We start from the raw sequence: 26087 nt of genomic DNA, 5'->3' as shown, positions 1-26087 counted from the left end.
GGAGAGTTCTCTTATCAGGATTCGGCCACCGCGAGATCGTACGGCTGCGCTGCGATCTCCGTCCGCAGCCGTTCGAGCGGCGGGTTGTCGTCGGTGGCGAACTGGCCCACGATCGCGAGCACTTCCGCACGGGAGATCTTCACCCCACCCTCGCGGAGCACGTCCTCGGCATGGGCGTCGAGTTCGCGCAGCGTCCCGATCGCGAGCAGATACGGCACCGCCCACGCCGCGAGCGTGTTGCCGTTCCTCTCGGGTGCAGCGGCGAGATAGCGCCGCGCGTCGTCGGCGTAGCTCTCCGCCCGATCGGTGACACGGCGGATGACGCGCGCGACCGACTGCGTGTTCGACGGCTCACAGACGTTCTCGGGATCGACGTCCTCGGCGCGGAGCCACTCCGTCGGGAGATAGACGTTGTTCTCCTCGCGGTAGTCATCGCTGACGTCCTTCGCGACGTTCACGAGCTGGAGGAGCAGCGAAAACGAACGGTCGGTCTCGCGGAGTTTGCGGGTTCGCTCGGGCGTGGCGTCGCGCGCGAGCAGGTTCGTGACGAGCGTGCCGACCGTCCCGGCGGCGTACCAGCAGTACTCTTCGAGTTCCTCGATCGTCTCGATCCGGAGGCCGTCGGTGTCGGCGTGACGCTCGACGAACAGCGCCATCCCGGAGACGAGTTCGCGAATCGGATCGAGCACCGCGGCGCGCGCGTCGGGCGCAAGCGATTCGAACGCCCGGAGCACCCGCGGCGCGTTGGCGACGACGCGCCAGTCCTCGCCGCCGTCGTCGGGGAGCCACGGCTCGACAGCGTGTTCGAACGCCTCGACCGCGTGGTCGTCGTCCGGATCGAGCACTCGATCGTAGTTGCGAAGGAGCGTACTCTGGACGTTCGGCGGGATGTGGCCGGCGTCCTCGATCGTATCCGCGATCCGGCAGAGCAGGTAGCTGACACAGATCTGCGTCGCCATCGGCTCGTCGAGCAGATCGACGGTGATGGCGAAGGTTCGCGAGGTACCGTCGAGCGCTTCGTGACACCACTCGCGCTCGGAACCGGTCGGTGTATCAGCAATCATCATTGTTCATAGGCGTCTGAACTACAAAAGCTCTGAGAAATACGAACCATACGTTCAGGAGTGACACGAGTGATATCGTCGCTGGCGGCGGGATCGATGGCGGGATCGTCACCTACTTTCACACGCCGATCCAACATCGGACGATGGACGATCTCGAACGCCGGCGGGCGCTCGTCGAGGACCGCCTCGAAGCCGTCTGCGAGGTGGTCGAACCCGACACGCTCGGCGCGCGGATCGCCCACGTCGCGCTCTCGGGCGGCAAACGCGTCCGCCCGACGGTCACGATGCTGGCCTGCGAGGCCGCCGGCGGCGACGGCGAGGCGGCGGTCGATTTCGCGGTCGGCATCGAACTCGTCCACAGCGCGTCGCTGGTCGTCGACGACATCATCGACGATTCGACCGTCCGCCGGGGGACCGACAGCGCGTGGGCGTCGTTCGGCTACGGCCCGGCACTCATCACCTCGGACGGCCTGCTCGGCGAGGCGTTCGCGCTGTTCGCCACCGACGAGCGCGCGATGGAGGTCGTCAGCGAGGCGCTGGTCGAACTCGGTGAGGGCGAAGCAACCGAGCTCGTCGACCACCCGACGACCGAACAGGGATACATGGAACTCGCGCGCCGGAAGACGGGTGCGCTCTTTCGTGCGGCCGCGGAGCTGGGCGCGGTGGCGGCCGACGCCGACGCGCGCACCGTCGAGGCGTTCGGCGAGTACGCCGAAGGGGTGGGTGTTGCCTTCCAGATCCGTGACGACGTGCTCGACGCGACCGCTGACGCCGATGATCTCGGCAAACCGACCGGCCAGGACAGCGCGATGGAGCGACCGTCGTTCGTCGAAATCACCGATCTCACACCCGAGGAGGGCACCGAGCGCGCACGGCGGAAGGCCGATGCAGCGCTGTCGGCACTCGATTCCGTCGAGCTGGCCGACGAACGGGCCGCGGGCTATCTCCGTGATCTCGCGGAGTTCGTCGTGGAGCGCGAGCGCTGAGAAATTTTAGGCGTAGCGTTCGAGTTCCGGGCGATCGAGATCGGCGAGCACGTCGCCGGCGGTCTCGTCGAGCAGGCTGCGTCCCTCGGGCGTGACACGCCGACCCTCACCTTCGGCGGTCTCGACCAGATCCTCTTCTTCGAGCTGCTGGAGTGCGGTGCGGATGATCTTCCCGCTTCCCTCGGTGGATTTCGTCGGCGCGACCGTGTATCGGTTCGAGCCGCCCTTCGAGCCACCGTAGGCGGTCGTGAGTCGGTCGACACCGATCTCGCCGTCGATGGCGACGCGTCGGAGGAGACTCGCGGCGCGGGTGCGCCAGAAGTCGTCCTGTTCGGGTGGGAGTTCGCGACTCATGCCGGTCTTGGCGAACCGTGCCCAGTCGGGCTCGTCGACCGAATCGGGGAGCTCCGCGGCGACGGCCGCGATGAGCTCGTTCGCCGGAACGTCGTAGAGAGTTGCCATGCTTCCAAAACGCTCGGCGCGGGGTTTAAACGCGTCGTTAGCGTTCGACCGCCGGTCCGTGTCACCGGTCGGCGAGCACCGCCGCGGTGGCCCCGCCGACGACCGTAGGCAGCGCGTAAGTCGCTCCGCGATGGATGAGGACGGCCGCCAGAACCGTCGCCGCCGGAATGCCGCCGGTCGTCGCGGTCACGAGCACACCGAGGACCGTCTCGACACCGCCCAACCCTCCCGGAAGCGGCGTGACACCGGCCATCGCGCCCGCCGGGATCGCCACGAGCACGACCGCCGCCGGGACGGTGTGGCCGAGCGCGAACAGCGAGAGCCAAAGAGAAGTAGCGAGACCGACCCAGCCGGCCGCCGAGAAGCAGAGCGCGAGCAGCAGTCCCCGGGGGTTGGTGCCGACGCGCTCGACGGCGGTGAAGAAGCCCTCGATACGCCGTTCGAGCCCCGTTCGACTCGGCGGCGAGAGCCCCGGAACGACCCCGCCGACCCGTCTGGCGAGCGGCGTCAGCGTGTCGACGGCGACGCGCTCGACGCGATAGCGGTTCGTCCAGCCGAAGTAGACGGCGAGGAGCAGCGCGATCGCGAAGCCGACGACGACGGCCGAAACGAGCAGGAGGTTCTCGCCGAAGGTGATCCTGGTTGCGAAGTAGCCCAGCCCGATGAGTGCGAGGATGATCGAGGGGACGAAGTTGAGCGCGTCGACGCTGGCGATCGCCGCCAGCCCGGTCTCGTACTCGCTGTCGGAGGCCCGCGAGACCAGCAGCGCGCTCACCGGTTCGCCGCCGGCCTGTCCGAACGGCGTGACGTTGTTGGCGAAGGTCGCGCCCGCGAAGACGAGCACGGCGACCGGGGCCGTGATCGGCGCGCCGAGGACGCCCAAGACTGTGCGAAGCGAGAGCCCCCAGGCCGTGAGCCAGCAGACCGCGACGGCGATCACGACGAAGATCACCGAGGGGTCGGCCAGCGACAGCGCACCGAGGATATCCTCGATACCGACGAGCAACGAGAGGGCGGCGAGAGCGACGAGCGCGCCCGCGAAACCGACGAGCGTCGCTCTGAGGTTACCGCCACGTATCATATCCGCCGAAGGACCGACCGTGGCATGAACCCTCCGGAACGCCCGCCGGCGGCCGCTCGGGCGAACCGGACCGGTTTTGGTCGCCGCCCCGTCATCCGGAGCATGGACGAACGGGCGGCGCTCGCGCTGCTCTCCGGGCGCGTCGCGGGAGCCGGCGACGACTGTGCGGTCTTCGACGAGTCGCTGCTCACGACTGACATGCTCCACGAGACGACCGACTTCCCCGACGGCACGACCAGATACACGGCCGGCTGGCGAGCGGTCGCGGCCTCGCTCTCGGACGTGGCGGCGATGGGCGGGGCGGCCAGCGCGGCAGTTGCGGTCTACGCTGCCCCCGAGTTCGACGAGGACGAGCTGACGGCGTTCGTCGAGGGAGCCAGCGACGTCTGCGAGTCGGTCGATGCCGAGTACGTCGGCGGCGATCTCGATACCCACGAGGAGTTCACCGCAGCGACGACGGTACTCGGACGGGCCGAAAATCCCGTCCTCCGCTCCGGCGCGAACCCCGACGAGGCGATCTGCGTCACCGGGACGCTCGGGCGGAGCGCGGCGGCACTCAGGCTGTTCGAGCGTGGTGACGACGCGCGCGCGAACGAACTGTTCCGGTTCAGCCCGCGGGTCGCGGCCGGTCGGGCCATCGGACAGCAGGCAACCGCGATGATGGACAGTAGCGACGGGCTCGCACGTTCGCTGCATCAGTTGGCCGACGCGAGCGACTGTGGAATGCGCGTTTCAGAGACGCTCCCGATCGACGAATCGGTCACGGAGATCGCCGACGATCCCGACGAGGCTCACGAACTCGGCGTGTTCTTCGGCGAAGATTTCGAACTGGTCTTCACGGTTCCCGAGGACGATCTCGAAACCGTCCAGGAGAACTCACCCGTGGCCGTCACGCGCATCGGAACGGTCGTCGAGGACAGCGTTACGCTCGATGGGGAGTCCCTTCCCGATCGCGGGTTCACTCACGGGTAGGCCCGAGGCGGTCGCGGCTGCTGGCTGCGGCCGGCGGTGCGGTTGCGGTGCGGGCCTGGCGTCTCGGCGAGCGACGCGAGCCGAGGCTCAGGAGAGCTTGCTCTCCTGGCGGATGAAGGGCGAGGCGCACCGGCACGAGCGAAGCGAGTGCCGCGACTGAAGGGAGCGCGCCGAGGGCTTCGGCGGTGCTGTGCGGGGGCGAGTATCCGCGCGAACGCAGTGAGCGCGGTTCACCGTGAGCGAGGCCGGAGGCCGAGCGAGCGGGGAGTTTTTAGCGTAGCTTTTTGCGAGGAGCGGTTCGCGCGAAGCGCGAACCCGACGAAGTAAAAAGGTACTAGAGCGAGAGTTCGTTCTCCATCCCTTCGGTCGCCTCGTCGAGCCCGTCGCGAGTGACGTCGTCGGTGTGGCTGGCGAGGTCGGCGTCGAGATAGATCTCGTCGAAGGCTTCGCGGAAGCGATCGCCAACGGTGCGGCGGGCGGCCTGCGTCTCGGCGACGCGGCGGTGGCGTTCGATGGTTTCGGGAGTGGTGTCGAGGTCGGCGGCGACCGTTGCGACGTCGGCGTCGGCGAGGCGTTCGCGGAGGTCGCTCGGTTCGATCGGGCTGTCGGTCTCGCGGTCGCGGACGAGGTGGAGCGCGAGGCGGGCTCGTTCGACGGTCTCCGTGGTGGTATCGAGCGATTCGGCGATGGAGTCGTCGTCCGCGCCCGCGTAGAACGCCGCGACGAGATCGACGCGCTGGGCGTCGTCGAGGCTCGTCGGGAGGTCGTAGCGGTCGGCCATCGCCGCGATGACGTCCGCGGTGCGGTCCTCGGTCGAGCCCTCGCGCGTGAGCGAGCCGCGCACGTCCTCCTGGTGTTCGGTCACGGTCGACTCCTCGGTGACGTCGATGAAGATGTCGCGTAGCGATTCCGTTTTCTCGTCCATCGGTGGGGGACCGAACTGTCGGCGAGCTATCGGTAAAAGCCTGCCGCCGGCAACAGCGCGTTCGTCAACCGATCTTATTATATGGGTTGACGGAAGGGTGGATGTATGAGCATCGAAAACACCGACACCGAGCTCGTCGGCGACGAAGTGGTGAGCAACCTCGCCCGTGCGGCGCTGTTCGCCGCTCTGACCGGCGCGTTCGCGTATGTGAGCTTTCCGAACCCGGTCTCACCCGCACCGGTGACGCTGCAGGTCCTCGGCGTCTTCCTGTCCGGGATCTTCCTCGGGCCGCTGTGGGGCGGCGTGGCCTGCGGGCTGTATCTGCTCGCGGGCGCGCTCGGCGCGCCGATCTTCGCCGGCGGGGCGGCGGGGATCGGCGTTCTGGTCGGCCCGACGGCTGGCTATCTCCTCTCCTATCCGCTCGCGGCGGCCGTCATCGGCGGCGTCGTCCACGGCGGTCGCACACCCGTCGATCCGGGAGCGGTGGGGCTCGGTCGACTGGTCGGCGGGCTGGCGCTCGGCACGGGTGTGATCTACGCGATCGGCGTGGCCGGGATGATGATCGTCCAGAGCCTGGGTCCCGTCGAGGCGTTTCTCGTCGGGGCGGCAGTGTTCATTCCTGCCGAGCTACTGAAGATCGCCGCCGCCGTCGGCATCGTCCGCAGCGACGCGATGACCGCCGCATGATCGAGACGCGCGAACTGACCTTTCGGTACGGAAGTGATGAATCAGGCCCTCCAGCCGTCGACGACATCTCGCTCACGATTCGAGATGGCTCGTTCGTCGTACTCGCCGGCCCGAACGGGTCGGGCAAGTCGACGCTCGTCCGGCAGTTCAACGGATTGCTCGACCCCGATTCGGGGAGCGTGTTGGTGAACGGCCAGGCGGTCGACGAGAACGTCGTGGCCGCCCGGACGGCCGTGGCGATGACGTTTCAGGACCCCCGCGACGGGTTCGTCGCCGCGACGGTGGCCGCCGACGTTGCCTTCGGACCGGAGAACCTCGGGCTCGCGAGGGAGAAGATCGACGAGCGGGTCGCGGACGCGCTCGCTGCGGTGCGGATGGACGGGCGCGGCGACGAACGTATCGACCGACTCTCGGGTGGTGAGCAGGCACGCGTCGCCATCGCGGGCGCGCTCGCGATGGATCCCGACCATCTCGTGCTCGACGAGCCGTTCGCCGGGCTCGATCAGCCGGCGCGCCAGTCGGTGCTCTCGCGGCTGGAAGCACTCGGTGACGCGGGAACGGGGATCGTCGTCGTCACGCACGACCTGCGGGACCTGCTCGCGCTCGCTGACCGCGTGCTCGTCATGAACGAAGGGCATGTAGCGCTCGATGCGGACCCCGAACGCGCGCGCGAACAGCTGTCGGGCCTCGCCGTTCGAGCCCCGTGCTGAGCTACGAGCCGGGAGAGTCGATCGCCCACCGACTCGATCCGCGGGCGAAACTCGCCGTGCAGGTGGGGTTCGCGCTCGCGGCGTTTGCCCACACCAGCCCGCGCGGGCTCGCGATCGGGACGGTGCTGGCGGGTATCGTTCTCGTGGTCGCGGAGCTCCCCCCGCAGGTCGCCGTCTGGGAGGTCCGCTACGCGCTCCCGTTCGTCCTCGCCGGGCCGCTGCTCGCCGCGTTCTCGCCGGCCCCACCGTGGATCGTCCCCGCTGAGGCGATCGCACCGGCGCTCGCGAGCTATCGCGTCCTGCTCGTGTTGGTCGTGAGCGTCGCGTACGTCAGGACGACACCGGTGCGCGACTCGCGGGCGGCCATTCAGCGGCTGCTACCGGGGCGACTCGGGCGGCTCTGTGGCGTCGGCGTGGCGCTCGTCTTCCGCTTCCTGCCGGTGGTGCTCGCCGATCTCTCGCGGGCACGGGCGGCGATGCGGGCGCGCCTCGGGAGCGAACGCTCGCTCGCCGAACGGATGAGACTCGTCGCCATCGCGGGTATCCGCCGTGCGGACGGGCGGGCCGACAGGCTCGCGGTGGCGCTCCGTGCCCGCTGTTTCGCCTGGAACCCGACGCTGCCGGCGCTTCGGTTCGCCGCGCTCGACGGTCCTGCTCTCGCGTTCGCGCTCGCGCTGTTCGTCTGGGCGCTGTCGTAAACGGGTCGAGCCGCCGGCAGCAAACGTATAGCAACTGAGGGAAAACGGGGTGCATGGTACTTACCGAATCGGAGTGGGACGCGGCCGAGCCGACACGGGACGTCCGTGCGCGTGTCGAGGAGATCCTGGAAGAGGACGGCCGGGCGTACTGCGTCGAGGACTTCTTCCGCGATGCCGGCCCGGAATCGGAGGGGTTCGAGCCGCTGGCAGCGCTCGTCGAGGCGCTCGACTGGCAGACGTCGAAGAACCGCTCGGAGCTGCTCGTCGAGGTTGCGCTCGAACGACTCGCCGCCGATGGAGTGGTCGAAAAGCGCGTTCGCCGCGAGGACGACACGCCGGTCGCGTACTATCGGACGGCCAGCGAATGAACGACGAACGCGGTTCCTTCTCGCCCGACAGCAAGCAGGCGATGCGACGTTGGTAAGACTTAACCCGGCCGCCCGGCTCTCCAACGATAATCAATGACACTCGTGCTGCAGGCTGGCGAGACCATCACCCGGGAGACCTTCTGGCGGATCGGCCCAGTCGGGAAGGCGCTGTTCTACTTCCTCGCCTTCCTCGCGATCGCGGTACTGCTCTACGGGGTCTACGACCGGTTCGCCGGCTATCTCCAGGGCACCGACGACGCCGTTGCCCGACTCGACGATCTGCCCGGTCGAGTGGCGAGCGCCGCCAAGACCGTGCTCTCGAACGAGAAGCAGTTCAACCGCGATCTCTACGGCGGGCTGATGCACGCGTTCATCATGTGGGGATTTCTCACCCTCCTGATCGGCACCACCATTCTGATGATCGACATGGACGGCTACCAGCTCGTCACCGGTCTTCTGGGCGAAAGCCAGTCGTTCTTCATCGGCGACTTCTATCTTTCCTACTCGCTGGTGATGGACGCGCTGGGGCTGCTGTTCGTCGTCGGCCTCGGAATGGCGATCTACCGGCGGTACGGCGTCCGCAACGAGCGACTCTGGGATCGGCACACGAGCCTCGAAGACGGTGCGTTCGTCTGGACGCTGTTCTTGCTCGGCGTCGGCGGCTATCTCGTCGAGGGCGTGCGCATTCTCGCGACCGGCTTCCCCGAGTTCGAGACGGTGAGTTTCGTCGGCTGGTTCGTCGCGCTCGTCTTCCAGGGCGCTGGCGTCTCCCAGGAGCTGGCGACCACGGTGTATCCGGCCGCGTGGTGGTCACACTCGCTACTCGCGCTCGGGTTCGTCGCCGCCGTGCCGTACGCCAAACCGTTCCACATGCTGTCGAGTTTCGCCAACGTCGTCACGCGCGACGAGAAGTCGGGCGTCCGTCTCCCGGGAGTGCCGGCCGACGAGGCCCCCGACGAGATCGGCTTCACCGAAGTGGAGGACATGTCCTGGAAACAGATGCTCGACCAGGACGCCTGTACCAAGTGCGGGCGCTGTTCGTCGGTCTGTCCCGCCAAGGCGTCGGGCCGGCCGCTCGATCCGCGGAACGTGATCCTCGACCTCAAGAAATATCGCGAGTCGGTGGACGCCGGCGGCGAGACGAAGGAGATCGTCGCCGATGGCGGTGCGAGCGTCATCGACTCGCGCACGATGGAGTCCTGCATGTCCTGTATGGCCTGCATGGACGCCTGCCCCGTCGAGATCGAGCACGTCCCGCAGTTCACCGAGATGAACCGCCGGCTGACCGAGATGGGCGAGATGGACGACAACGTCCAGGAGACGATGATGGACGTCTTCCAGCAGGGCAACTCGTTCGGCGAGCCCGAGCGCAAGCGCCCTGACTGGGTCGAGGAGCTCGATTTCGACGTACCCGACGCGCGCGACGGCCCCGTGGAGTATCTCTGGTACGTCGGCGACTATCCCTCCTACGACGAGCGCAACAGGCGCATCGCGCGCTCGGTGGCGACCATCTTCGAGCACGCGGGCGTCGATTACGGCATCCTCTACGAGGACGAACAGAACGACGGCAACGACGTGCGACGAGTCGGCGAGGAGGGGCTCTACGAGATGCTCGCCGAGGACAACGCCGCCGCCTTCGAGGACTGCGAGTTCGAGACGCTCGTCTGTACCGATCCCCACAGCTACAACACGTTCAAAAACGAGTATCCAGAGCTGGAGGGCGTCGAGTGGAATGCCGACGGCGAGATCGACGTCCACCACTACACGCAGGTCGTCCAAGAGCTCGCCGACGCTGGCGCGCTCGATCTCACGGGGACGGCACTCGGTTACACCGTCACCTACCACGACCCGTGCCATCTCGGCCGGATGAACGACGAGTTCGAAGCGCCGCGCGATCTCGTCCGGCGCACGGGTGCAAGCCTCCACGAGATGCCACGAAATCGGTCGAACTCGTTTTGCTGTGGCGGCGGCGGTGGCGGACTCTGGATGGACTTCGACGAGGAGCCCAAACCCAGCGAGGAGCGCCTGCGCGAGGCGCTCGAAGACACCGATGCCGGCAGCGAGATCGAGAAGTTCGTGGTCGCCTGCCCGATGTGCATGACGATGTACGAGGACGGCCGGAAGACGGGCGATTTCGAGGACCGCATCGAGATCGTCGGCCTCTCCGAGCTACTGGCCGAGGCGCTCGAAGCGGACACGACAGCCGGAGTGGTCGAGACGGGCGCGGACACGGCTCCGGCGGACGACTGAGCCGAGGATTTATTCTCCGCCCACTCGAAGTGGGAACATGACGACGGTCGACACGAAAGGCCGCGTGACGCTGCCGAAGGAGCTCCGCGAGCGCCTCGGACTGGAGCCGGGGACCGAGGTCGAGATCAGCGACGAGGACGGCCGAATCGTCATCGAACGCGAACGCGACCCCGATGACGTCATCGCGGAGCTCGAACGGCGGATCGAGCGATCGTACGAGTTCGACGCCCCGGTAGACGAACCGGGCTCCATCGCGACCGCTCATCGGGATGCGATCGACCGCGGAGCGCGGGATGAGTGAGGCCGTCCTCGATGTCGGCGTCATCGCGCTCGCACACGCCGCTCCGGCAACACCGGGACACGAGAGTGCGCTCGAACACGTCCGACGGGCGATCCGCGGTGAGCGCGAAACTGTCGTCCCGTATCCGGCGGTCGTCGGCGCACACCACGTCCTTCGAGACGTCTATCGCATGCCACGAGCGGAGGCATCGGATCGGCTCGCCGGGTTCGTCGCGGCGGAGCGGCCCCATTGGTACGATACGGCGACCGAGGCCGATATCGAGGCGGCGCTTTCGATCGCCGGCACGCACAACATCGACGCGTGGGATGGATACTACGCCTACGTCGCACGCAACACCGGCGCGAGCACGGTCATCACGCTCGATGACTATTTCGAGCGCGTGGACGGGCTCTCGACCGAGATCGTTCTCTCATCGACCGAGTTTGCCGATCTGTCGGCGTATATCGACGGGATTTTCGGATAATATCGCCACACTGCGTCTCAGAACGCGACTTCGATGACGCCGAGCGAGATCGCCGCGAGCGCCGACTCGAAGATCACGGTGCCGATCGCCGAGAGGACGACGAACTTCCGGGTGCTCATCTCGGCGAAGCCGGCGGGCACGGTGAGCATCCCGCGGGTGAACAGCAGGGCGTTGCTCACCGGTACGACGACGGGGCCCCAGCGCCCGAACCAGCCGTCGAAGCGGTCGAGAGTCGACTCGCTGACACGGAACCAGCGCTTTTCGAGCAGCCATTCGCGGCCGCCGCGCTTGGCGAGCACGAACAGTCCGACCTGCCCGACGGTCGCACCGAGCACGGCGACGCCGATGATCGTCGCGATGCTCGGCACCGAGTGACCGAGCAGGCCGATCGAGACGGGGACGATGGCTTCGCTCGGCATGAAATACATCAGCATGGCTCCTTCGAGGACGAACACGCCGAAGAGCGCGACGAGGGCGAACTCGGAGTCGAGCAGGTCACGGAGATAGGGCGGCATCTCGGCGACTTGGAGGACCGGAGCGGCCATCGACCGGGGCTACTCCGCTGGCTCCTAAATCGTTTGCGTCATGCCGCGGGTGTTTTGCCGCTCGCGGGCGGAGTGAACGCATGGATCTCAGGCATCGCCCGCGACGGCTCCGCCGGGACGGGCTTCGCGACCTCGTAAGCGAAACACAGTTGCAAGCGAGCGACCTCATCGCACCGATGTTCGTCGACGCCACGACCGACGAACGCGAACCGATCGAGTCGATGCCGGGCCACGAGCGCGTGCCCGTGAGCGAGGCGGTCGCGCGCGTCGAGGAAATTCAGGCAACGGGCGTCGAGTCGGTGATCCTGTTCGGGATCCCCGAAGCGAAGGACTCGCGCGGGACGCGTGCGTGGGCCGAGGACGGCGTCGTCCAGCGCGCGCTCCGGCGCATCACCGCCGAGACCGACATGTTCGCGATCACCGACGTCTGTCTCTGCGAGTACACCGATCACGGCCACTGCGGGGTGCTCGACGACGGCGCGCGCGAACGCTGGGAAGGTGCCCAGACGGACGGCGGCATAGCGACGAACGAGCGGGAATCGAGCCTCACTGTCGACAACGACGCGACGCTCGATCTGCTCGGGAAGATCGCCGAGAGCCACGCTGCGGCGGGTGCGGAGATGGTCGCCCCGAGCAGCGCGACCGACGGGATGGTCGGCGCGATCCGGGAAACGCTCGATGGGACGGGCCATACCGATGTGCCGATCATGAGCTACGCCGCCAAATACGAGAGCGCGTTCTACGGGCCGTTCCGGGACGCCGCCGACGGTGCGCCGGCCTTCGGCGATCGCCGCCACTACCAGATGGATCCCGCGAACGCCGACGAGGCGCTCCGAGAGGTCGATCTGGACGTCGAGCAGGGCGCGGACGTGCTGATGATCAAACCGGCGCTACCCTATCTCGACGTCGTCCAGCGTGTCGACGAACGGACCGATCAGCCCGTGGCGGCCTACAACGTCTCCGGCGAGTACGCGATGTTGCAGGCCGCCGCGGAGAAGGGCTGGCTCGACATCGATGCGGTCGCACACGAATCGTTGCTGTCGATCAAGCGCGCCGGCGCGGATCTGATCCTGACCTACTTCGCCGAGGACGTCGCCGAGTCGCTCTGAGAGCTGCGCACAGCGGATTTGCAGGTGAGCAGGGCGGCAGGAGCGAGAGAGAAGATACTTGGCCGGCGGCGGGTAGATCTACTCGATGTACGATTTCGTCGTCGTGGGGGCCGGACCCGCCGGCTCGCGCTTCTCACGACAGGCCGCGCGGGCGGGCCACGACGTGCTCTGTCTCGAACGCGGCGAGGTGGGGCGGCCGCTCGCCTGCTCGGGCCACGTCAGCACCGACATCTGGAACTTCACGCCCGAAGGCGCACGCGACGAGCTGTTGCAGAACGAAGTTTCGGGGGCGCGCTTTCACGTCGGCGGTCCCGGAAGCGAGAGTCACCTGTTCTACAAGGACGAGACCATCTCGAACGTCATCGACAGGGTCGGTCTGGATCGCACGCTCGCGCGCGCGGCCCGCGAAGCGGGGGCCGATCTCCGGGAGAACCACAGCGTCGTCGGGCTCGACGAGGATGCCGACGGCGTGACGGTCCGGGTACGCACGCCAGACGGCACCGAGACCGTCCGTACACGGATGATTGCGGGCTGTGACGGGCCGGTCTCGCGGGTACGTCGCGAGCTCGCCATGCCCGAACCGGGCGAGAAGCTCCAGGGTATCCTCGCCTTTTCCGAGGAGCGCGATCCGGGCTCGCACGTCGACGTCCACCTCACGGTGCCCGAATTCTTCGCGTGGCGCATCCCCAGAGGCGACGCCGGCGTCGAGTACGGGCTCGGGGCCGCACCGGGCGAGAACGCGACTGATCTGTTCGACAGATTTCTCGACGCGTACGGCGTCGAGACGGGCGAGACCTGTGCCGGGATGATCCCGATCGGGCCGGCCGAGCGCGTCACGAGCGATCGGGCCTTCCTCGTCGGCGACGCCGCCGCCCAGACCAAACCGTTCACCGGCGGCGGCATTCTCTACGGGATGACCGCCGCTGATCACGCCGCCCGCGAGATCGACCCCCGACATCCCGAAACCCTCGGAGCGTACGAGCAGGCCTGGCGTTCGGATCTCGTGCGCGAGATCCGCCTCGGCCACTGGGTTCGCCGGGCGTACTCGCTTCCCGATGTCGTCCAGCGGGCAGGACTGTCGGCACTGTCGGGAGAGATCGGCGTCCACATGGACAAACCCTCCACGCTGTTCTCGCCGGAGAGCCTCAAAACGCTGCTCTCGCGATCTTAGTAGTCGGGGAGTCGCGCCGAGCGATCGCTGCCGTCGACGAACGGGAGCGTCTCGACGGTCGCCGCACGCTCCTCGCCGTCGACGCGAACCGTCAGTTCGTCCGCATCGAGAGTGAAGTCACAGAGCGCGAGCGCGATCGGTTTTTCATGCACGGGGCTCTCGACCGCGCGCGTCACCTCGCCGACGGTCGCGTCGCCGTCGAAGACCGCCGCACCCGCTTCCGGGAGCGCCTCGGGCGCGAGCCCGACGAGTCGGCGACTCGGCCGACCCTGGTTCTCGACGCGCGAGACGACCTCCTGGCCGACGTAGCAGCCCTTCTCGAAGTCGAGGGCGTTTCGCAGGCCGAGCACGTTCGGGATCCGCCCGCGGAGCTCGCTCTCGAAAAGTGGCGTTCCGGCTTCGAGCGTGAGCGCTTCCCACGTGTCGTAGCCGAACGGCGCGGCGTTCAGGCCGTTGTTGATGAGCGTATCGAACACCGATTCGGCCGCGTCGGCGTCGCAGACGACCGTGTAGCCCTCCTCGCCGGAGAGTCCGTCGTCACGAATCACCGTCACGCCGTCGTCGCCCATCGAGCCGCGGACGAAGGCGAGCTCCGCCTCGGGTGAGCTCGCGCCGTTGAGCACGCTCGCGATCTTTTCCGTTGCCTTCGGGCCGTAGACGCCGAAGACGCCGAACGCCTCGGTCGCGACCGTGATGTCGACGTCCTGGATGAACGTCTTTCCCGACCACTCCTCGGCGACCGCGGCGGCGCGCTCCGGCGGCGTGAAGACCAGGAGGCGCTCGGCGGTGGTGTAGATGTAGAGATCGGTCTCGATTTTCCCCTGAGGATCACAGAGAAGTGCGTAGCAGCCCGTTCCGTCCTCACGGGGAACACGGTTCGAGACGGCGTTGTCGACAAAGTCGATCCGGTCGTCGCCGGTGACGGTGAGAACGCCGTAACCCATCTCGATGACGCCGACGACGTTTCTGACGGCCAGATGGGTGCGTTCGGGGCGGCCGTAGTGGGCGGCGACGCGGACCCCGCCCCGGTCCTCGAAGGTCGCGCCGTGGGATTCGTGGAGCGTTTCGGCGAGCGTCATTGCCCACGATTGGGGCCGATCGCGGATAAGGCGTGTCTTACAGCCCGAGGCGCTCGCGGAGGCGGTCGAAGAACGTCGGCTCGTGGTTGTCCTCGTCGGGATCGGGCACCACTCGCTCGTCGGGCGTGATGTGTAAGCGTCCGTCCTCGGTTTCGGTCTCGATGAGACCGTCGTCGTTGAGTGCGGCGAGTGCGTCCTCGAGTTCGTCGATGCCGGTGTCGGCATGCGAGCGGAGTTCGAACACCGTCAGTCCCTCCTGACGGTCGACCAGCGCGTCGAGGACGGCCACCTCGACGTCGCTGCGGTCGCGAAACTCGCGCTTTGCCCTCATGGAACGGGGTTCGATCGGACCGGTCTTACGCTTATCCCTCGGCGGCTAACAATAGACTTTATTGCACGCGATGCGAAAGCACATCCCGATGGGAGTCAAGTGTTCGCTGCTCGGGCACGACTACGGCGAGAGCGAGATCGAGCGCGAGCGCGACGAGGAGGGCGACGAGGTCGTCCGGACGGCCAAACGGGTCGAACGCTGTCGGCAGTGCGGGCGGACGCGAACGATCTCCGAGAACACGGAAGTCACAACACTCGAAGCCGCCGCCGGCGTGGTTCGCGAACCCGACGGGACGGTCGTCGCCACGACCGACGAGGCGGCGATCACCGACGAGATCGACGGCGACGTCGTCATCGAGTCCCCCGCCGGCGAACGGCCGGTCGAGGGAGCGACGGCGGTCGAAGAGCCCACCGCGACCGGGGAGCCCGCATCGAGCGACGAATCAATAGCGAACGACGAGCCCACGTCGGTCGAACCACTCGGAGCTGCCGACACCGGATCGGAGATGAACTACTCGTCCGAGATAATCGAGTCGGTAACGTCGTCCGAAACCGACGACGATCGGGTTGTCGAGGACGAGTCCACAGGGTCGGTCGCCATCGATCGCATCGGCCACGACCGCAAGCCACAGCGGCCGACGCGCGCGCCTGGCGAATGGCCGACCGACCCCGACGAGGACGGAGCGACGACGGGCGATCCCGACGACGCTGGCTCGCTCGCCGACGGTGGCGCAGCCGTCGCCAGCTGGCCCGAGACGGACGGGCCCGAGGCAGCGGTTGCCGACGACGAGGCCGAAGCGACGACCCGTGGAAAGCGCCAGAGCCGCCGGCCGGGCGATACGCTTTCGTGTGGCTCGTGTCGGTTCACCAGACTCGTCGCCGATTCGCCGCTGCGGGCGGGCGACATCTGTCCCGACTGCGGCAGCGGCTATCTGGCGTGGGAGACGCGAAAGGGGTAAATTCACCCCTCGCAAAGCTGGCGTCCATGCGTGAGTACAAGATGCGCCGCGGCGAGTATTTGGAGGAGCGAATTCCGGAGATGGAAACGACCGTCGAGGAGTATTTCGGCCCGCCGACAGCGACCGAGGAGTTCGAGGGGAGCGATCTCTACGTGGTCGAAGACCCCGAAAACGCGGTCTTCGAGCGTATCGTCGCCGGCACGGTCGAGTATGGATCGAAGAAGGACACCCTTGCCGTGCATTTCGAGGAACGACCCGCCGAGGAGGTCATCGCCGAGGGCAACGCCGACGCCGCCGCGGACGCGGTGGACGCGAAAAACGATTTCCTGCTCGAAGCAACCGGGCGGGACGCGAAAAGCCGCCGCGAGTCGATGAAACGCACGGTCGAGGACGACGCGGAAACGCCCGATAACGTCTGAGGCCGTCTCGGGAGGGTCACGTTCGTACAGCGTTATTACTGCGGACGACGAGTCCCATCCATGCTGACTACACCGACGCGACGAACGATCGTCGCCGCATTGATCGTACTGCTCGTGCTCTCCGCGGGCTGTTCGCAACTCACCGAAGATCCGATCGAGCGAGAAACCACCGATGCAGTCTTGGAGGGGACGGCAACGCCCGATGCGTCCGCCGCGACCACGACGGCTACGGCGACGGCCACAGCGAGTCCGACGACTGTTGCGACGGAGACACCAACTGAAACGCCCACCGCAACATCGACACCGACGGAGACGGCGACTGAAACGCCGACGCGAACCGAGACGACCACTCGGACGGCAACACCGACCGAGACGCCCACCGCAACGCCGACAGCAACTGAGACACCGACGGAGACTCCAACTGAAACGCCGACAGCGACGACCTCCGCAACGACGCCGTCGGACAACCGCAAGGTGCTCGTCATCGAGGCGGCGGGCGACGGAGCGTCGTCCTACAAAACGGTCTTCGACGGCTCCGCGAAGTACGGCCCCGAGGCCGACCGACCGGGCGAAGCCGACCATCCCGATGACATTCGCCGGATCGACGCCGAACCGTACATCACGATCAACGGCTACGTCGGCGACGGTGGCTCCGATTCGTACTACGTCACTGGCTACTACGGATCGCTCGAAAACAAGGGCGACGTGCCGCTGAATGTCTACTACGACGGCGAACTCTGTATGACCGTCGAACCACAGTCGAGGGATTCCTGTACCCCGTAGCTGCATCGACGGCGCTCACTGGTTGCTATCGATGCGAGGAAAGGAAGCAGCTCGGCGGTTGCCCCCGACGCGGTAGATGCGAAGAGCGATTCGTGCACGAAGCCACCGTCCGGGGCGCGAAAAACCATGGAGGTCAAAAACGCGCAGTGGAAAACGATGCAGACACGCCCGTCGACATCTGAAGTCGTCTACAGGCGGATTGTGGTTCATGTAGCGTTATTAGGCAGGGCAATGAGTTTCTACCCATGTCGACCACGCCGATGCGACGGACGGTCGTCGCCTCATTGATCATGCTGCTCGTGCTCTCCGCCGGCTGTTCGAGCCTCACTGACGATCCAAACGCACAGGAAACGACCAGAACAGTGCTAGAAGGGACGGCGACACCCGATTCGTCCGGTGCAACCACGACGACGGAGACCGCGACAGCCACAGCTAGTCCGACGACTGTTGCAACGGAGACGGCGACGAAAACGCCGACGGCAACACCCACGCCAACGGAGACATCGACACCAACGCGGACCAAGACGGCCACTCGGACAGCGACATCGACTGCAATCCCGACGCAGTCCTCGACGCAAACGGGTCGGTCGAGACCCGACGGTACGTACAACCTGACGATCGTCGCAGCCAACGACGGGGAGTCACATTATCGGGTGTATGTCGATCAAGTCGGAATGAAACTCGGTCCCGAAGCCGATAGAGAGAACGCCACATACCCGGATGCGATATACAACAACGATCCGTACTACATTCAAGGCTACATCGGCGATGGCGGAGTAGATAGCTACTATACATACGGTGGTAGCCCCGGTGAGATTCCGCATTATTCCTTCAGAAACAACGGGAACGCGACGTTGTACGTCTACGTTAACGGTAACCAAACACGGACCGTTGCTCCCGGCGAGGGGGTCGAAGAGGAGTTCGGCCCGTCGGCACCACCGAAGGGTAACAACACGATTACCGTCGAAGCCGCCGACGATGGTGCATCGAACTACTCGCTTTGGTCGAAAAGCGAGTCGTACAACCCCATATACGTGGAGTATGGGGCGAACCCCTATCAAACGGCAAAACATCCCGACTTTTCGAATAGCTATCCAGATGACGAAATCCCCGGTGCCGCTGGATTCGTCGCCGACGGCGGTGCCGATTCGTACTCGTCCGACCACAGGCTCACAAAGGTGACGAACAACGGAACAGCGACATTGAAGATCTACCAGAACGACGAGCTGTGGGCGACCCTCCAGCCGGGTGAGGAGATGTCCAAAGGAGACCAGTAGATCGAATCGACCGATCGATGCACCGGTTGCTGCGCGATTCGTGCTATCGAAAAGGCGATTCGTTCCGATCCGATGGCGAAAGTCGGCCTATTCGCCGAGTTTCGTCCGGCTGATGCCGACCGAGGCGGGTGTGATGATGAGCTGATCGTCGGCCTTCTGGACGATGTCGCCCCCGACCTCGCGGGTGATCTCCTGAAGGTCCTGCGTGATGCGTTCCATCGTGCGATCGGTCGCGGTGTGGCGGGTGATATCCGCGATCACGATGTCGCCGTCGTAGATGGCGTTTTTGATGTCGATGACGTCGCGCTGGCCCTCGATGCGCGCGATATGTACCTTCGTCGAAGCCTCCTCGACGCCACCCTCGATGTCGTCGATATCGAGGGGGACGTACTCGCCGCCAGCCTGGCGCTGTCGGGTACTGCCACCCCCGAGAATGTCGTCCATGAGTCCCATGCGCCCACGCGGATCGGATTCGGTATATCTCTTACGACCCTCGAAACCAGCCGGAGTGTTCTTATGACACGTCACCGTACCGATCGTGTGACGACCGTCGAGCCCACCCGAACCCGTGAGGCCGTCCGTGCCGACCTTCTCGCGGTGTTTCGCATCGAGAAAGCCTCGTTCGCCCAGCCGTGGCCCTACCGTGCGTTCGAGCGCTTTCTCGGGATTCCCGGCTTTCTCGTCGCCGACGTCGACGACGGTGGCGAGACGGGGGCGATCGCCGGCTACGTCGTCGCCGACAGCGAACGCCAGCGCGGCCGACCGGTCGGCCACGTCAAGGACATCGCGGTCGATCCCAGCTATCGCGGACGGGGGATCGGCGCGACGCTGCTCGAACGCGCCCTCGACGCGATGTACCGCCAGCAGGTCGGACGGGTGAAGCTCGAAGTCCGCGAGAGCAACGAGCCCGCGCTCGCGCTCTACCGACAGTACGGCTTCGTCCACCGCAGCACCGCGACGAGCTACTACGCCGACGGCGAGGACGCGCTCGTACTCGTCCGCGAGTTCGACTGACGCTACTGTCGGAGGGACGTATTCCATCAGCCGCCTCGCAAACGTCGGGACCGGAAGCGAGTCGACCTATGTGATAGTCGTGGTATCCCTCCGACAGTATCACTCCCCGTTCACCGTTGCCGCGTAGTCGGCCAGTCCCGCCCCGTCGCGCGGCTGCTCCGGGATATCCCGCGCTGCGGCCTCGAACTCGCGCATGATCGGCTTCGGCGTCGTTTCCGGATGGATAGTCAGATATTTCGCGACCATGCCAGCGACCTCGGGAGACGAAAAGGACGTTCCCGATCCCTTGATCCACGGCCCGTCGAGTTCCGTACCCATCGCCGTGCCGGACGCCTGTGCGAGGCGGTTGTCCTTGCCGATGGCCGCGACGTCGGGGTTGTCGCGGTCGGGGTTGTACGAGGAAAACTCCGCGATCGCCCCGTCCTCGGTGCAGGCCGCGATCGAGAAGGCACGCTCGGCGGTCGCCGGACTGCCCGACTTCTCCCCGGAGTTTCCGGCCGACACGACATCCCTGATGCCCTTCTCGACGAGTTCGTCGTGCGTCCGGTTGATGGCGTTCGAGGTCTCGCTCGATCCCCACGACATGTTGACGACGTCGTACTCCTCGACGTTGGTGTGGAGCCACTCGTAGGCGCGCATGATGACGTTGTTCTTCGTCTGGCCCTCCTCACCGAAGATCCGCAGCGCGACGAGCGACGCGTCGGGTGCAAGACGGGTGATTTGACCCAGCACGGCCGTTCCGTGTCCGACCGCGTCGCCCTCGCCCGACCCCGTGACGTCGACCTGTTCGATGCTCTTGCCCTCGAAGACCGGATGCTCGGGATCGATCCCCGAATCCATCGCCACGACGGTCAGTCCCTCGCCGGTGGCATCGTCGTCGGGGACGTCGTGGAGTTCGCGGACGTCCTCGATCGTCGCCACCGCTGCGGGATCCTCGCTGACGGCGGCGGGTTCGAGATCCGGCTCGACGGTCATGTTCGGTTCGAGATCGAGCACGCGGTCGTCGTCGGCGATCGTCGATTCGTGGTCGGCCTCGCACTCGATGTAGGCCGCCCCGCTCGTCCCGAAATCGTACGTCTCGACGACGTTGCACTCCATCTCGCGGAGAAATGCGGCCGGTTCGCGCGTGAAGACGATGCGGTCGTTCATGCTACCATACCACGTACGTGGCGCGAGCTCTTAACAGTTCAGCCTGAAACGAGCGAAAAAATCGTCCGCGTCGCCGCGCGGGCTTCGGCTCCGACGCGCGACCTACTTCTCGACGATGCGCTCGTCGACCGCCTCGCCGAAGTGTCTGGCCGTCGCCTCGTAGTAGACGCGCACCTCATCGCCGGGTTCGAGCTCCGTCACCGCGCGCGGTCCCTCGCGGGTGGCGACCTTGATCGTCTCGGCGTTCTGGAGCAGCGTCTCGATCCGGTCGCCCGTGGGCTCGCCGCCCTCCGCGTCGTCGATGTCGCTGCCGACGACGGCCTCGATGCGGAACATCGGTCGGCGCTCGATCTTCGCCCGCCCGACGAGCGCCTCGCGCGCGTGGCCCTCGGTGTCGACGATCTGGATCTCGTCGCCGCTGCCGAGCTCCGAGAGGTACTTCGTCCCGCCGCCGGGCGTGCGCGCGTAGGCGTGGACGGCCCCGGCGTTCACCCGGAACGGCCGCGAGGCCACGTAGGGCGATTCGGCGGTTTCGGCGTGGACGAAGAACAGTCCCCGACTCATCGAACCGACGAGCATCCCCTCGTCACCCTCCATCAGCGACCCCGTGTCGACGCAGACCCGATCGGCCGAGCCGACCTGCTCGACGGCGGTGATCTCGGCCCACTGGAGATCGAGCGTCTCGCGCTCGGCCTCGTCGCGGATCTCGACCGTCTCGCGGATCTCGTCGGGGTCGTCGCTGTCGAGCAACACGCCGTCGGCACCCGTTTCGAGCGTCTCGAAGGCGGTCTTGGCCTCGGCCGCGCTCTCGACGCCCGCGACGAGCTCGGTCTCGTCGCCGATGCGCGCGATGAGGTTCTCCAGAGGGATGATCGTCCAGTCCTCGCCGACGACGATCGTGTGCTCGGCCGCGTCGGCGGCCTGCTCGGCGAACGCCTCGTAGTCGTCGTCGAGAATGCGGACGTAGGCACCGTCGGCTTCGCCTCGGCGCAACGTCGAGAGATCCGCCGATCCCGAGAGGTCGGGCGGGAGGTCGACCGAGCCGTCGCCCTCGCTGTCCTTGCCGACGACGGTCGCGTCCGGTGCGTCGCCGGTGTCGATGACGTCGACGCCGTTGCCGTCGCCGAAGGCTGCGACCGAGACTGCACCGAGTTCGCGCACGCGCGAGACATCGCTCTCGTCGCAGAGCACCCAGTCGACACCGGCTTCGAGACCGGTGGTGATGCGCCGCTTGCGACTTTCCCAATCGCCGACCGAGCCGTCCGCCTTGAGCCAGACCGTCCGTGTCATGTCGTGGCGGTCGAAGCGGGCAGGCTTGAACGTGGCGAAAGCGGTCGCTGTGAGCGGAAATCACGTTCGTTACACAGCGTCGTCACTCCACGAAGTAGTGTCACGAAACGGGGCCAACGGGGGATGACGGCGGACCAATTCTGAACGATGCGGGTGATGCCACGCAACGGCCGCCCGTCATCCCGACGTGGGCGGAGCAGTGATCGGCTCCACATTGACTAAACGTTTCGTTAGATAATAAGCCTTCTGCTGGCATAATATGCGTTCGGCGTGAGGGGCCGATGGGTTACCCCGAAGTGCGGTCGTGTTTCGAAGAATGCAATTGAAGGAATGATCGGGTGGAAACTCGCTCCGCCGCTACGCCTCGACGGCCAATCCGGCGCGGTCGAGCGCTTCCTCGGTTGGGAGGTCGTCGTGGACGACGCCGGAGACCGCGCGCGCCATCGCCTCGGGATCGTCGTGCTGGAAGACGGTCCGTCCCATCGAGACGCCCGCCGCACCGGCGTCCATCGCGCCGCGGACGGCTTCGAGCGAGGCGCGATCGCCGGCCGGGTCGCCACCGGCGATGAGCACCGGCAGGCGGGTCGCGCCGGTCACTCGCTCGAAGCTCTCGGCATCGCCCGAGTAGCCCGTTTTGATGAGGTCCGCACCGAGCTCCTCGCCGAGTCTGGCGGCGTGGGCGAGCCGTTCGGGATCGGCCTCGTCGACGCCCGGGCCGCGTGCGTAGGTCATCGCGAGCACGGGAACGCCGTACTCTGTGGCCTGCTCGGTGAGCCGTGCGAGGTCCTCGATCTGGTTCGGCTCGGTCTCGCTGCCGACGTTGAGATGGAGCGAGACGGCGTCCGCGCCCGCCCGGATCGCACCCTCGACGGTGCCGGTGAGACGTTTGTCGTTCGCGTCCGGGCCGCCGGCCGTCGAGCCGTTGAGGTGGACGATATAGCCCGCGCCGTTGCTGTTGGGATGGACCCGTGGTGCGATACCCTTCTGTGTGAGTATCGAATCCGCGCCGCCGCGTGTCACCGCGTCGATCGTCGATTCGATGTCCGCGAGCCCCGCGACCGCCCCGAGGGTGAGCCCGTGGTCCATCGGCACCACGAGGTAGCGGCCGTCGGTTCCGATGCGATCGAGTCGTGCGTGCGTACCGGCGTGCATACTGACAGTCGGTGCCACGGTGGTTATGTTCGTTCCGGTCGCGGCGCGACCCCCGCCACCGCGCCCTCCTTCAGTTCGCGCGCCGTTGTCTCCAGTTCGTCGGCGGCGTCGGCCTCCTTCTCGGCAATGATATCGACGAAGACGCTGCCGGCGACGACACCCTCCGCGCCGGCGGCGACGATCTCGCGGGCGTGCTCGCCTTTCGAGACACCGAAGCCGACGGCACGCGGGACGTCGGCCTCCGCAAGTCGTGCGAGCGAGTCGTGGGTCTGATCGCTCACGTCCGCGCGCGCACCGGTCGTCCCGAGGCGAGCCTGGACGTAGACGAACCCCGAAACCCGCTCCAGCACTCGCTCCAAGCGCTCGCCGCGCGTCGTCGGCGCGACGATGAAGACCAGATCGAGCCCATGCGCGTCACAGGCGGCTTTCAGCGCGTCGCTCTCCTCGACAGGGAGGTCAGGGACGATGAGCCCCGCGAGGCCTGCGTCGGCGGCAGCCTCGACGAACGGCTCGATGCCGCGGTCGTCGCCGTACTGATAGATGAGGTTGAAGTAGGTCATACAGACGAGGGGGACGTCCACGTCGAGATCCCGTACGAGATCCAGGAACCGGTCGGGCGTCATGCCGGCGTCGAGCGCGCGCTGGATCGCGTTCTGGATCGTCGGTCCGTCGGCGATCGGCTCCGAGAATGGAAGTCCCAGTTCGATGACGTCGGCACCGCCAGCGGCGAGCGCGCGCACCTGTGCGGCGGTCGCGTCGGGGGTCGGATCGCCGGCGGTGATGTAGGGGACGAGCGCCGCGTCGGTATCCTCGAACGCCGCACGAATCGAACTCATTCGAACACCCCCATCGACGGTGCGCCCGCGATGTCGCGCTTTTCGGTCTCTTCGACGACGCTTTCGAGGTCCTTGTCGCCCCGACCGGAGACGTTGACCACGACGTTCTCGCCGAGCTCCTCGGCGTCTTCGAGATACGCGAGCGCGTGGGAAGTTTCGAGCGCCGGGATGATCCCCTCGGTCCGCGAGAGGCGATGGAACGCGGAGAGCGCGGCGTCATCGTCGATCGATACCGCTCGCACGCGATCGCCGTCGACGAGATCGGCGAGCTCCGGACCGACCCCCGCGTAGTCGAGGCCCGCGCTCACGCTGTGGGATTCGAGGATCTGCCCGTCCTGGTTTTGTAGGAGCTTCGTGCGTGCACCGTGGAGAACGCCTTCCTCGCCGATCGACAGCGATGCCGAGTTGGGCGCGAGACCTTCCTCTTCGTCGATTTTCAGACCGCTGCCGCCGGCCTCGACGGCGACGAGCGAGACGGCATCGTCGTCGACGAACGCGTCGAACGCGCCCATCGTGTTCGAACCGCCGCCGGCACACGCGACGACGCTGTCCGGAAGGCCGCCGATCTGCTCCGCAGCCTGGCGTTTCGCTTCCGTGCCGATGACCGATTGAAAATCACGGACCATCGTCGGGAACGGGTGCGGCCCCACCACCGACCCGATGACGTAGTGGGTGTCCTCGACCGTGGTCGCCCACTCGCGCATCGCCTCGTTGGTGGCCTCCTTCAGCGTGCCGCTGCCGGTGCTCACCGGGTTGAGTTCCGCACCGTTCAGCCGCATGCGGAAGACGTTCGGACGCTGGCGGTTGATGTCGCGCTCGCCCATGAACACCTCACAGTCCATGTCGAGATGAGCGGCAGCCATCGCGGTCGCCGTCCCGTGTTGGCCCGCGCCGGTCTCGGCGATGATGCGTTCCTTGCCCATGTACTTCGCCAGCAACACCTGCCCGAGCGCGTTGTTCAGTTTGTGCGCGCCGCCATGAAGAAGGTCCTCGCGTTTGAGATAGACGTCGAACCCGTATCGGGAACTCAGCGTCTCGGCGTGCTGAAGCGGCGTCGGTCGCCCGCCGAAGTCGCGGAGCCGTGCCCGGAACTCGTCCATGAACCCGTCCTCGTTGTCGAGGACGTATCGTCGGTAGGCGTCGTCGAGTTCGGAAATCGCGGGCATCAGCGCCTCCGGGACGTACTGGCCACCGTACTCGCCGAATTTGCCCGGCCTCTCGCCCGCGTCGGCGTCGCTCATCGCTCCGCCCCCACGAGCCGCTCGGTGTTCGCCGCGACGTCGCCGGCCATGAGCGCGCTCCCGACGAGCAGCCCGTCGGCCCCGGCACGACGCATTCGTGCAGCGTCTTCTTCACTGGCGATGCCGCTCTCGGCGACGAGCGTCACGTCCTCGGGTGCGTGGGGTGCGAGCTCCTCGAACGTCGAGAGATCCACGTCGAGGCGTGCGAGGTCGCGATTGTTGATCCCAACGATCCCCGCCCCGGCCGAGAGCGCGTCGTCGAGCTCCGCGCGGCTGTGGACCTCGACGAGCGGCTGGAACCCGCGCTCGCGCGCCGCCGTGACGAGCCCCGCGAGGTCGTCGACGAACTGCGCGATCAGGAGCACGGCGTCGGCTTCGACGACGTCCAGCTGTTCCTCGCGGCGGATGAAATCCTTCCGGAGAACGGGCACCGAGACGGTCTCGCGCACCTGCCGGAGGGCGTCGGGCGACCCACCGAAGTGGTCGGGTTCGGTGAGGACGGAGAGTGCCGCCGCACCGCCATCGACCAGCGCCTCGGCAAGCGCCACCGGATCGTCGTCGCGCCGTCCGTCGGTCGTCGGACTCGTGGGCTTGATCTCGCCGATGACGGGCACTCGACCGTCCTCCTCGGCCGCCGCGAGCGCCGCGGGCAGCGATCGTGCGGCGACCGACAACCGTCGGTCGCCACCGCCGCGCTCGTCGGCGGCGGCCAGTATCGACTCGATTGCGGGAGCGACTCCCTCGCTGGCGTTCATTGTTGTACATC

Annotated in this window: 31 protein-coding genes; 16 read left to right on the top strand and 15 right to left on the bottom strand. The window is 66.8% G+C overall.

Annotated features, from left to right (window positions below; all coding sequences use genetic code 11):
- Window positions 1-14: 14 nt before the first annotated feature.
- Entirely contained in the window at window positions 15-1064 is a 1050-nt protein-coding gene (locus MUK72_RS03780) for a phytoene/squalene synthase family protein (RefSeq protein WP_244704091.1), read from the bottom strand.
- 143 nt (window positions 1065-1207) lie between these two features.
- Between MUK72_RS03780 and MUK72_RS03775 the strand changes: the two genes are divergently transcribed.
- A complete protein-coding gene (locus tag MUK72_RS03775; protein ID WP_244704089.1) occupies window positions 1208-2050 on the top strand; it encodes a polyprenyl synthetase family protein in 843 nt (280 codons plus the stop codon).
- A 6-nt stretch (window positions 2051-2056) separates the two neighbouring features.
- Here the strand turns inward: MUK72_RS03775 and MUK72_RS03770 are convergent, their stop codons facing one another.
- Window positions 2057-2512: a 30S ribosomal protein S19e gene (locus MUK72_RS03770; RefSeq protein ID WP_004051707.1), complete on the bottom strand. Its 456-nt coding sequence runs from the start codon at window positions 2510-2512 to the stop codon at window positions 2057-2059.
- A 61-nt stretch (window positions 2513-2573) separates the two neighbouring features.
- The gene (locus tag MUK72_RS03765; RefSeq protein WP_244704087.1) at window positions 2574-3593 is read right to left on the bottom strand and encodes a lysylphosphatidylglycerol synthase transmembrane domain-containing protein; all 1020 of its coding nucleotides are present in this window, start codon (window positions 3591-3593) and stop codon (window positions 2574-2576) included.
- Between the two features lie 102 nt (window positions 3594-3695).
- Between MUK72_RS03765 and thiL the strand changes: the two genes are divergently transcribed.
- On the top strand, window positions 3696-4565 hold the full coding sequence (gene thiL / locus MUK72_RS03760) for a thiamine-phosphate kinase (RefSeq protein ID WP_244704085.1): 870 nt from the start codon (window positions 3696-3698) through the stop codon (window positions 4563-4565).
- Between the two features lie 334 nt (window positions 4566-4899).
- Here thiL and MUK72_RS03755 read toward each other — a convergent pair whose 3' ends face one another.
- Window positions 4900-5490 (bottom strand): conditioned medium-induced protein 4, encoded by a 591-nt coding sequence (locus MUK72_RS03755; RefSeq protein WP_244704083.1) that lies wholly within the window; start codon window positions 5488-5490, stop codon window positions 4900-4902.
- A 105-nt stretch (window positions 5491-5595) separates the two neighbouring features.
- Here MUK72_RS03755 and MUK72_RS03750 point away from each other — a divergent pair, with 105 nt between their 5' ends.
- The 7 genes from MUK72_RS03750 (at window position 5596) to MUK72_RS03720 (ending at window position 10967) form a co-directional block, all read left to right on the top strand.
- Window positions 5596-6177 carry a biotin transporter BioY gene (locus tag MUK72_RS03750; RefSeq protein WP_244704082.1) on the top strand — a complete coding sequence of 194 codons (582 nt, stop codon included), beginning with the start codon at window positions 5596-5598 and terminating at the stop codon, window positions 6175-6177.
- A complete protein-coding gene (locus MUK72_RS03745) occupies window positions 6174-6887 on the top strand; it encodes an energy-coupling factor ABC transporter ATP-binding protein (protein ID WP_244704080.1) in 714 nt (237 codons plus the stop codon). The genes MUK72_RS03750 and MUK72_RS03745 overlap by 4 nt, the downstream gene beginning before the upstream one ends.
- Entirely contained in the window at window positions 6881-7585 is a 705-nt protein-coding gene (locus MUK72_RS03740; protein WP_244704078.1) for an energy-coupling factor transporter transmembrane component T family protein, read from the top strand. The genes MUK72_RS03745 and MUK72_RS03740 overlap by 7 nt, the downstream gene beginning before the upstream one ends.
- A gap of 53 nt (window positions 7586-7638) precedes the next feature.
- On the top strand, window positions 7639-7953 hold the full coding sequence (locus MUK72_RS03735) for a hypothetical protein (RefSeq protein ID WP_244704076.1): 315 nt from the start codon (window positions 7639-7641) through the stop codon (window positions 7951-7953).
- A gap of 93 nt (window positions 7954-8046) precedes the next feature.
- Window positions 8047-10203, top strand: coding sequence for a heterodisulfide reductase-related iron-sulfur binding cluster (locus MUK72_RS03730; RefSeq protein WP_244704073.1), 2157 nt, complete (start codon window positions 8047-8049; stop codon window positions 10201-10203).
- 37 nt (window positions 10204-10240) lie between these two features.
- Window positions 10241-10504, top strand: a complete 264-nt coding sequence (locus MUK72_RS03725) for an AbrB/MazE/SpoVT family DNA-binding domain-containing protein (protein WP_244704071.1) — start codon at window positions 10241-10243, stop codon at window positions 10502-10504.
- Window positions 10473-10967: a type II toxin-antitoxin system VapC family toxin gene (locus MUK72_RS03720; RefSeq protein WP_244704069.1), complete on the top strand. Its 495-nt coding sequence runs from the start codon at window positions 10473-10475 to the stop codon at window positions 10965-10967. The genes MUK72_RS03725 and MUK72_RS03720 overlap by 32 nt, the downstream gene beginning before the upstream one ends.
- A 17-nt stretch (window positions 10968-10984) precedes the next feature.
- On the opposite strand, the gene MUK72_RS03715 is transcribed toward MUK72_RS03720, so the two are convergent.
- Entirely contained in the window at window positions 10985-11512 is a 528-nt protein-coding gene (locus MUK72_RS03715) for a DedA family protein (RefSeq protein ID WP_004051717.1), read from the bottom strand.
- A gap of 80 nt (window positions 11513-11592) precedes the next feature.
- Here MUK72_RS03715 and hemB point away from each other — a divergent pair, with 80 nt between their 5' ends.
- Window positions 11593-12621 carry a porphobilinogen synthase gene (gene hemB, locus MUK72_RS03710; protein ID WP_244704067.1) on the top strand — a complete coding sequence of 343 codons (1029 nt, stop codon included), beginning with the start codon at window positions 11593-11595 and terminating at the stop codon, window positions 12619-12621.
- A gap of 85 nt (window positions 12622-12706) precedes the next feature.
- Complete coding sequence (locus MUK72_RS03705; RefSeq protein ID WP_244704065.1) at window positions 12707-13792, top strand: geranylgeranyl reductase family protein; 1086 nt, start codon at window positions 12707-12709, stop codon at window positions 13790-13792.
- Here the strand turns inward: MUK72_RS03705 and ygfZ are convergent.
- On the bottom strand, window positions 13789-14871 hold the full coding sequence (ygfZ, locus tag MUK72_RS03700) for a CAF17-like 4Fe-4S cluster assembly/insertion protein YgfZ (protein WP_244704063.1): 1083 nt from the start codon (window positions 14869-14871) through the stop codon (window positions 13789-13791). The two genes, MUK72_RS03705 and ygfZ, sit on opposite strands and share 4 nt — an antisense overlap.
- 37 nt (window positions 14872-14908) lie before the next feature.
- A complete protein-coding gene (locus MUK72_RS03695; RefSeq protein WP_244704062.1) occupies window positions 14909-15202 on the bottom strand; it encodes a DUF6432 family protein in 294 nt (97 codons plus the stop codon).
- An 88-nt stretch (window positions 15203-15290) separates the two neighbouring features.
- On the opposite strand from MUK72_RS03695, the gene MUK72_RS03690 reads away from it, so the two are divergent.
- Genes MUK72_RS03690 through MUK72_RS03680 form a run of 3 tightly spaced genes read left to right on the top strand, consistent with a single transcriptional unit; the run spans window position 15291 to window position 17362 of the window.
- Window positions 15291-16160 carry a DUF7093 family protein gene (locus MUK72_RS03690; RefSeq protein ID WP_244704060.1) on the top strand — a complete coding sequence of 290 codons (870 nt, stop codon included), beginning with the start codon at window positions 15291-15293 and terminating at the stop codon, window positions 16158-16160.
- A 26-nt stretch (window positions 16161-16186) separates the two neighbouring features.
- The gene (locus tag MUK72_RS03685; protein WP_244704058.1) at window positions 16187-16579 is read left to right on the top strand and encodes a DUF5611 family protein; all 393 of its coding nucleotides are present in this window, start codon (window positions 16187-16189) and stop codon (window positions 16577-16579) included.
- Window positions 16580-16639: 60 nt separating this feature from the next.
- Window positions 16640-17362, top strand: a complete 723-nt coding sequence (locus tag MUK72_RS03680; RefSeq protein ID WP_244704056.1) for a hypothetical protein — start codon at window positions 16640-16642, stop codon at window positions 17360-17362.
- 133 nt (window positions 17363-17495) lie between these two features.
- Here MUK72_RS03680 and MUK72_RS03675 read toward each other — a convergent pair whose 3' ends face one another.
- Window positions 17496-17993: a hypothetical protein gene (locus MUK72_RS03675; RefSeq protein WP_244704054.1), complete on the bottom strand. Its 498-nt coding sequence runs from the start codon at window positions 17991-17993 to the stop codon at window positions 17496-17498.
- Between the two features lie 43 nt (window positions 17994-18036).
- Here MUK72_RS03675 and MUK72_RS03670 point away from each other — a divergent pair, with 43 nt between their 5' ends.
- Complete coding sequence (locus MUK72_RS03670; RefSeq protein ID WP_244704052.1) at window positions 18037-18639, top strand: hypothetical protein; 603 nt, start codon at window positions 18037-18039, stop codon at window positions 18637-18639.
- An 87-nt stretch (window positions 18640-18726) separates the two neighbouring features.
- Here MUK72_RS03670 and MUK72_RS03665 read toward each other — a convergent pair whose 3' ends face one another.
- Entirely contained in the window at window positions 18727-19092 is a 366-nt protein-coding gene (locus MUK72_RS03665) for a cell division protein SepF (protein ID WP_004054317.1), read from the bottom strand.
- Window positions 19093-19155: 63 nt separating this feature from the next.
- Here MUK72_RS03665 and rimI point away from each other — a divergent pair, with 63 nt between their 5' ends.
- Entirely contained in the window at window positions 19156-19653 is a 498-nt protein-coding gene (gene rimI / locus MUK72_RS03660) for a ribosomal protein S18-alanine N-acetyltransferase (RefSeq protein ID WP_244704050.1), read from the top strand.
- 99 nt (window positions 19654-19752) lie between these two features.
- Here the strand turns inward: rimI and MUK72_RS03655 are convergent, their stop codons facing one another.
- The 6 genes from MUK72_RS03655 to trpC form a co-directional block, all read right to left on the bottom strand.
- Window positions 19753-20802 carry a S8 family peptidase gene (locus tag MUK72_RS03655; protein ID WP_244704048.1) on the bottom strand — a complete coding sequence of 350 codons (1050 nt, stop codon included), beginning with the start codon at window positions 20800-20802 and terminating at the stop codon, window positions 19753-19755.
- Window positions 20803-20904: 102 nt separating this feature from the next.
- Window positions 20905-22092 carry a 3-dehydroquinate synthase II gene (locus MUK72_RS03650; protein ID WP_244704046.1) on the bottom strand — a complete coding sequence of 396 codons (1188 nt, stop codon included), beginning with the start codon at window positions 22090-22092 and terminating at the stop codon, window positions 20905-20907.
- Between the two features lie 357 nt (window positions 22093-22449).
- On the bottom strand, window positions 22450-23244 hold the full coding sequence (locus MUK72_RS03645; protein WP_244704044.1) for a 2-amino-3,7-dideoxy-D-threo-hept-6-ulosonate synthase: 795 nt from the start codon (window positions 23242-23244) through the stop codon (window positions 22450-22452).
- Between the two features lie 23 nt (window positions 23245-23267).
- Window positions 23268-24080, bottom strand: coding sequence for a tryptophan synthase subunit alpha (gene trpA, locus MUK72_RS03640; protein ID WP_244704042.1), 813 nt, complete (start codon window positions 24078-24080; stop codon window positions 23268-23270).
- Complete coding sequence (gene trpB, locus MUK72_RS03635) at window positions 24077-25321, bottom strand: tryptophan synthase subunit beta (protein ID WP_244704040.1); 1245 nt, start codon at window positions 25319-25321, stop codon at window positions 24077-24079. The genes trpA and trpB overlap by 4 nt, the downstream gene beginning before the upstream one ends.
- Entirely contained in the window at window positions 25318-26076 is a 759-nt protein-coding gene (trpC, locus tag MUK72_RS03630) for an indole-3-glycerol phosphate synthase (RefSeq protein ID WP_244704038.1), read from the bottom strand. The genes trpB and trpC overlap by 4 nt, the downstream gene beginning before the upstream one ends.
- Window positions 26077-26087: the final 11 nt, after the last annotated feature.

The organism is Halococcus dombrowskii, from assembly GCF_022870485.1.
Lineage (GTDB): Archaea > Halobacteriota > Halobacteria > Halobacteriales > Halococcaceae > Halococcus > Halococcus morrhuae.
The sequence above is the reverse complement of the archived record's forward strand: the minus strand, read 5'-3'. Positions and strand labels throughout refer to the sequence as shown.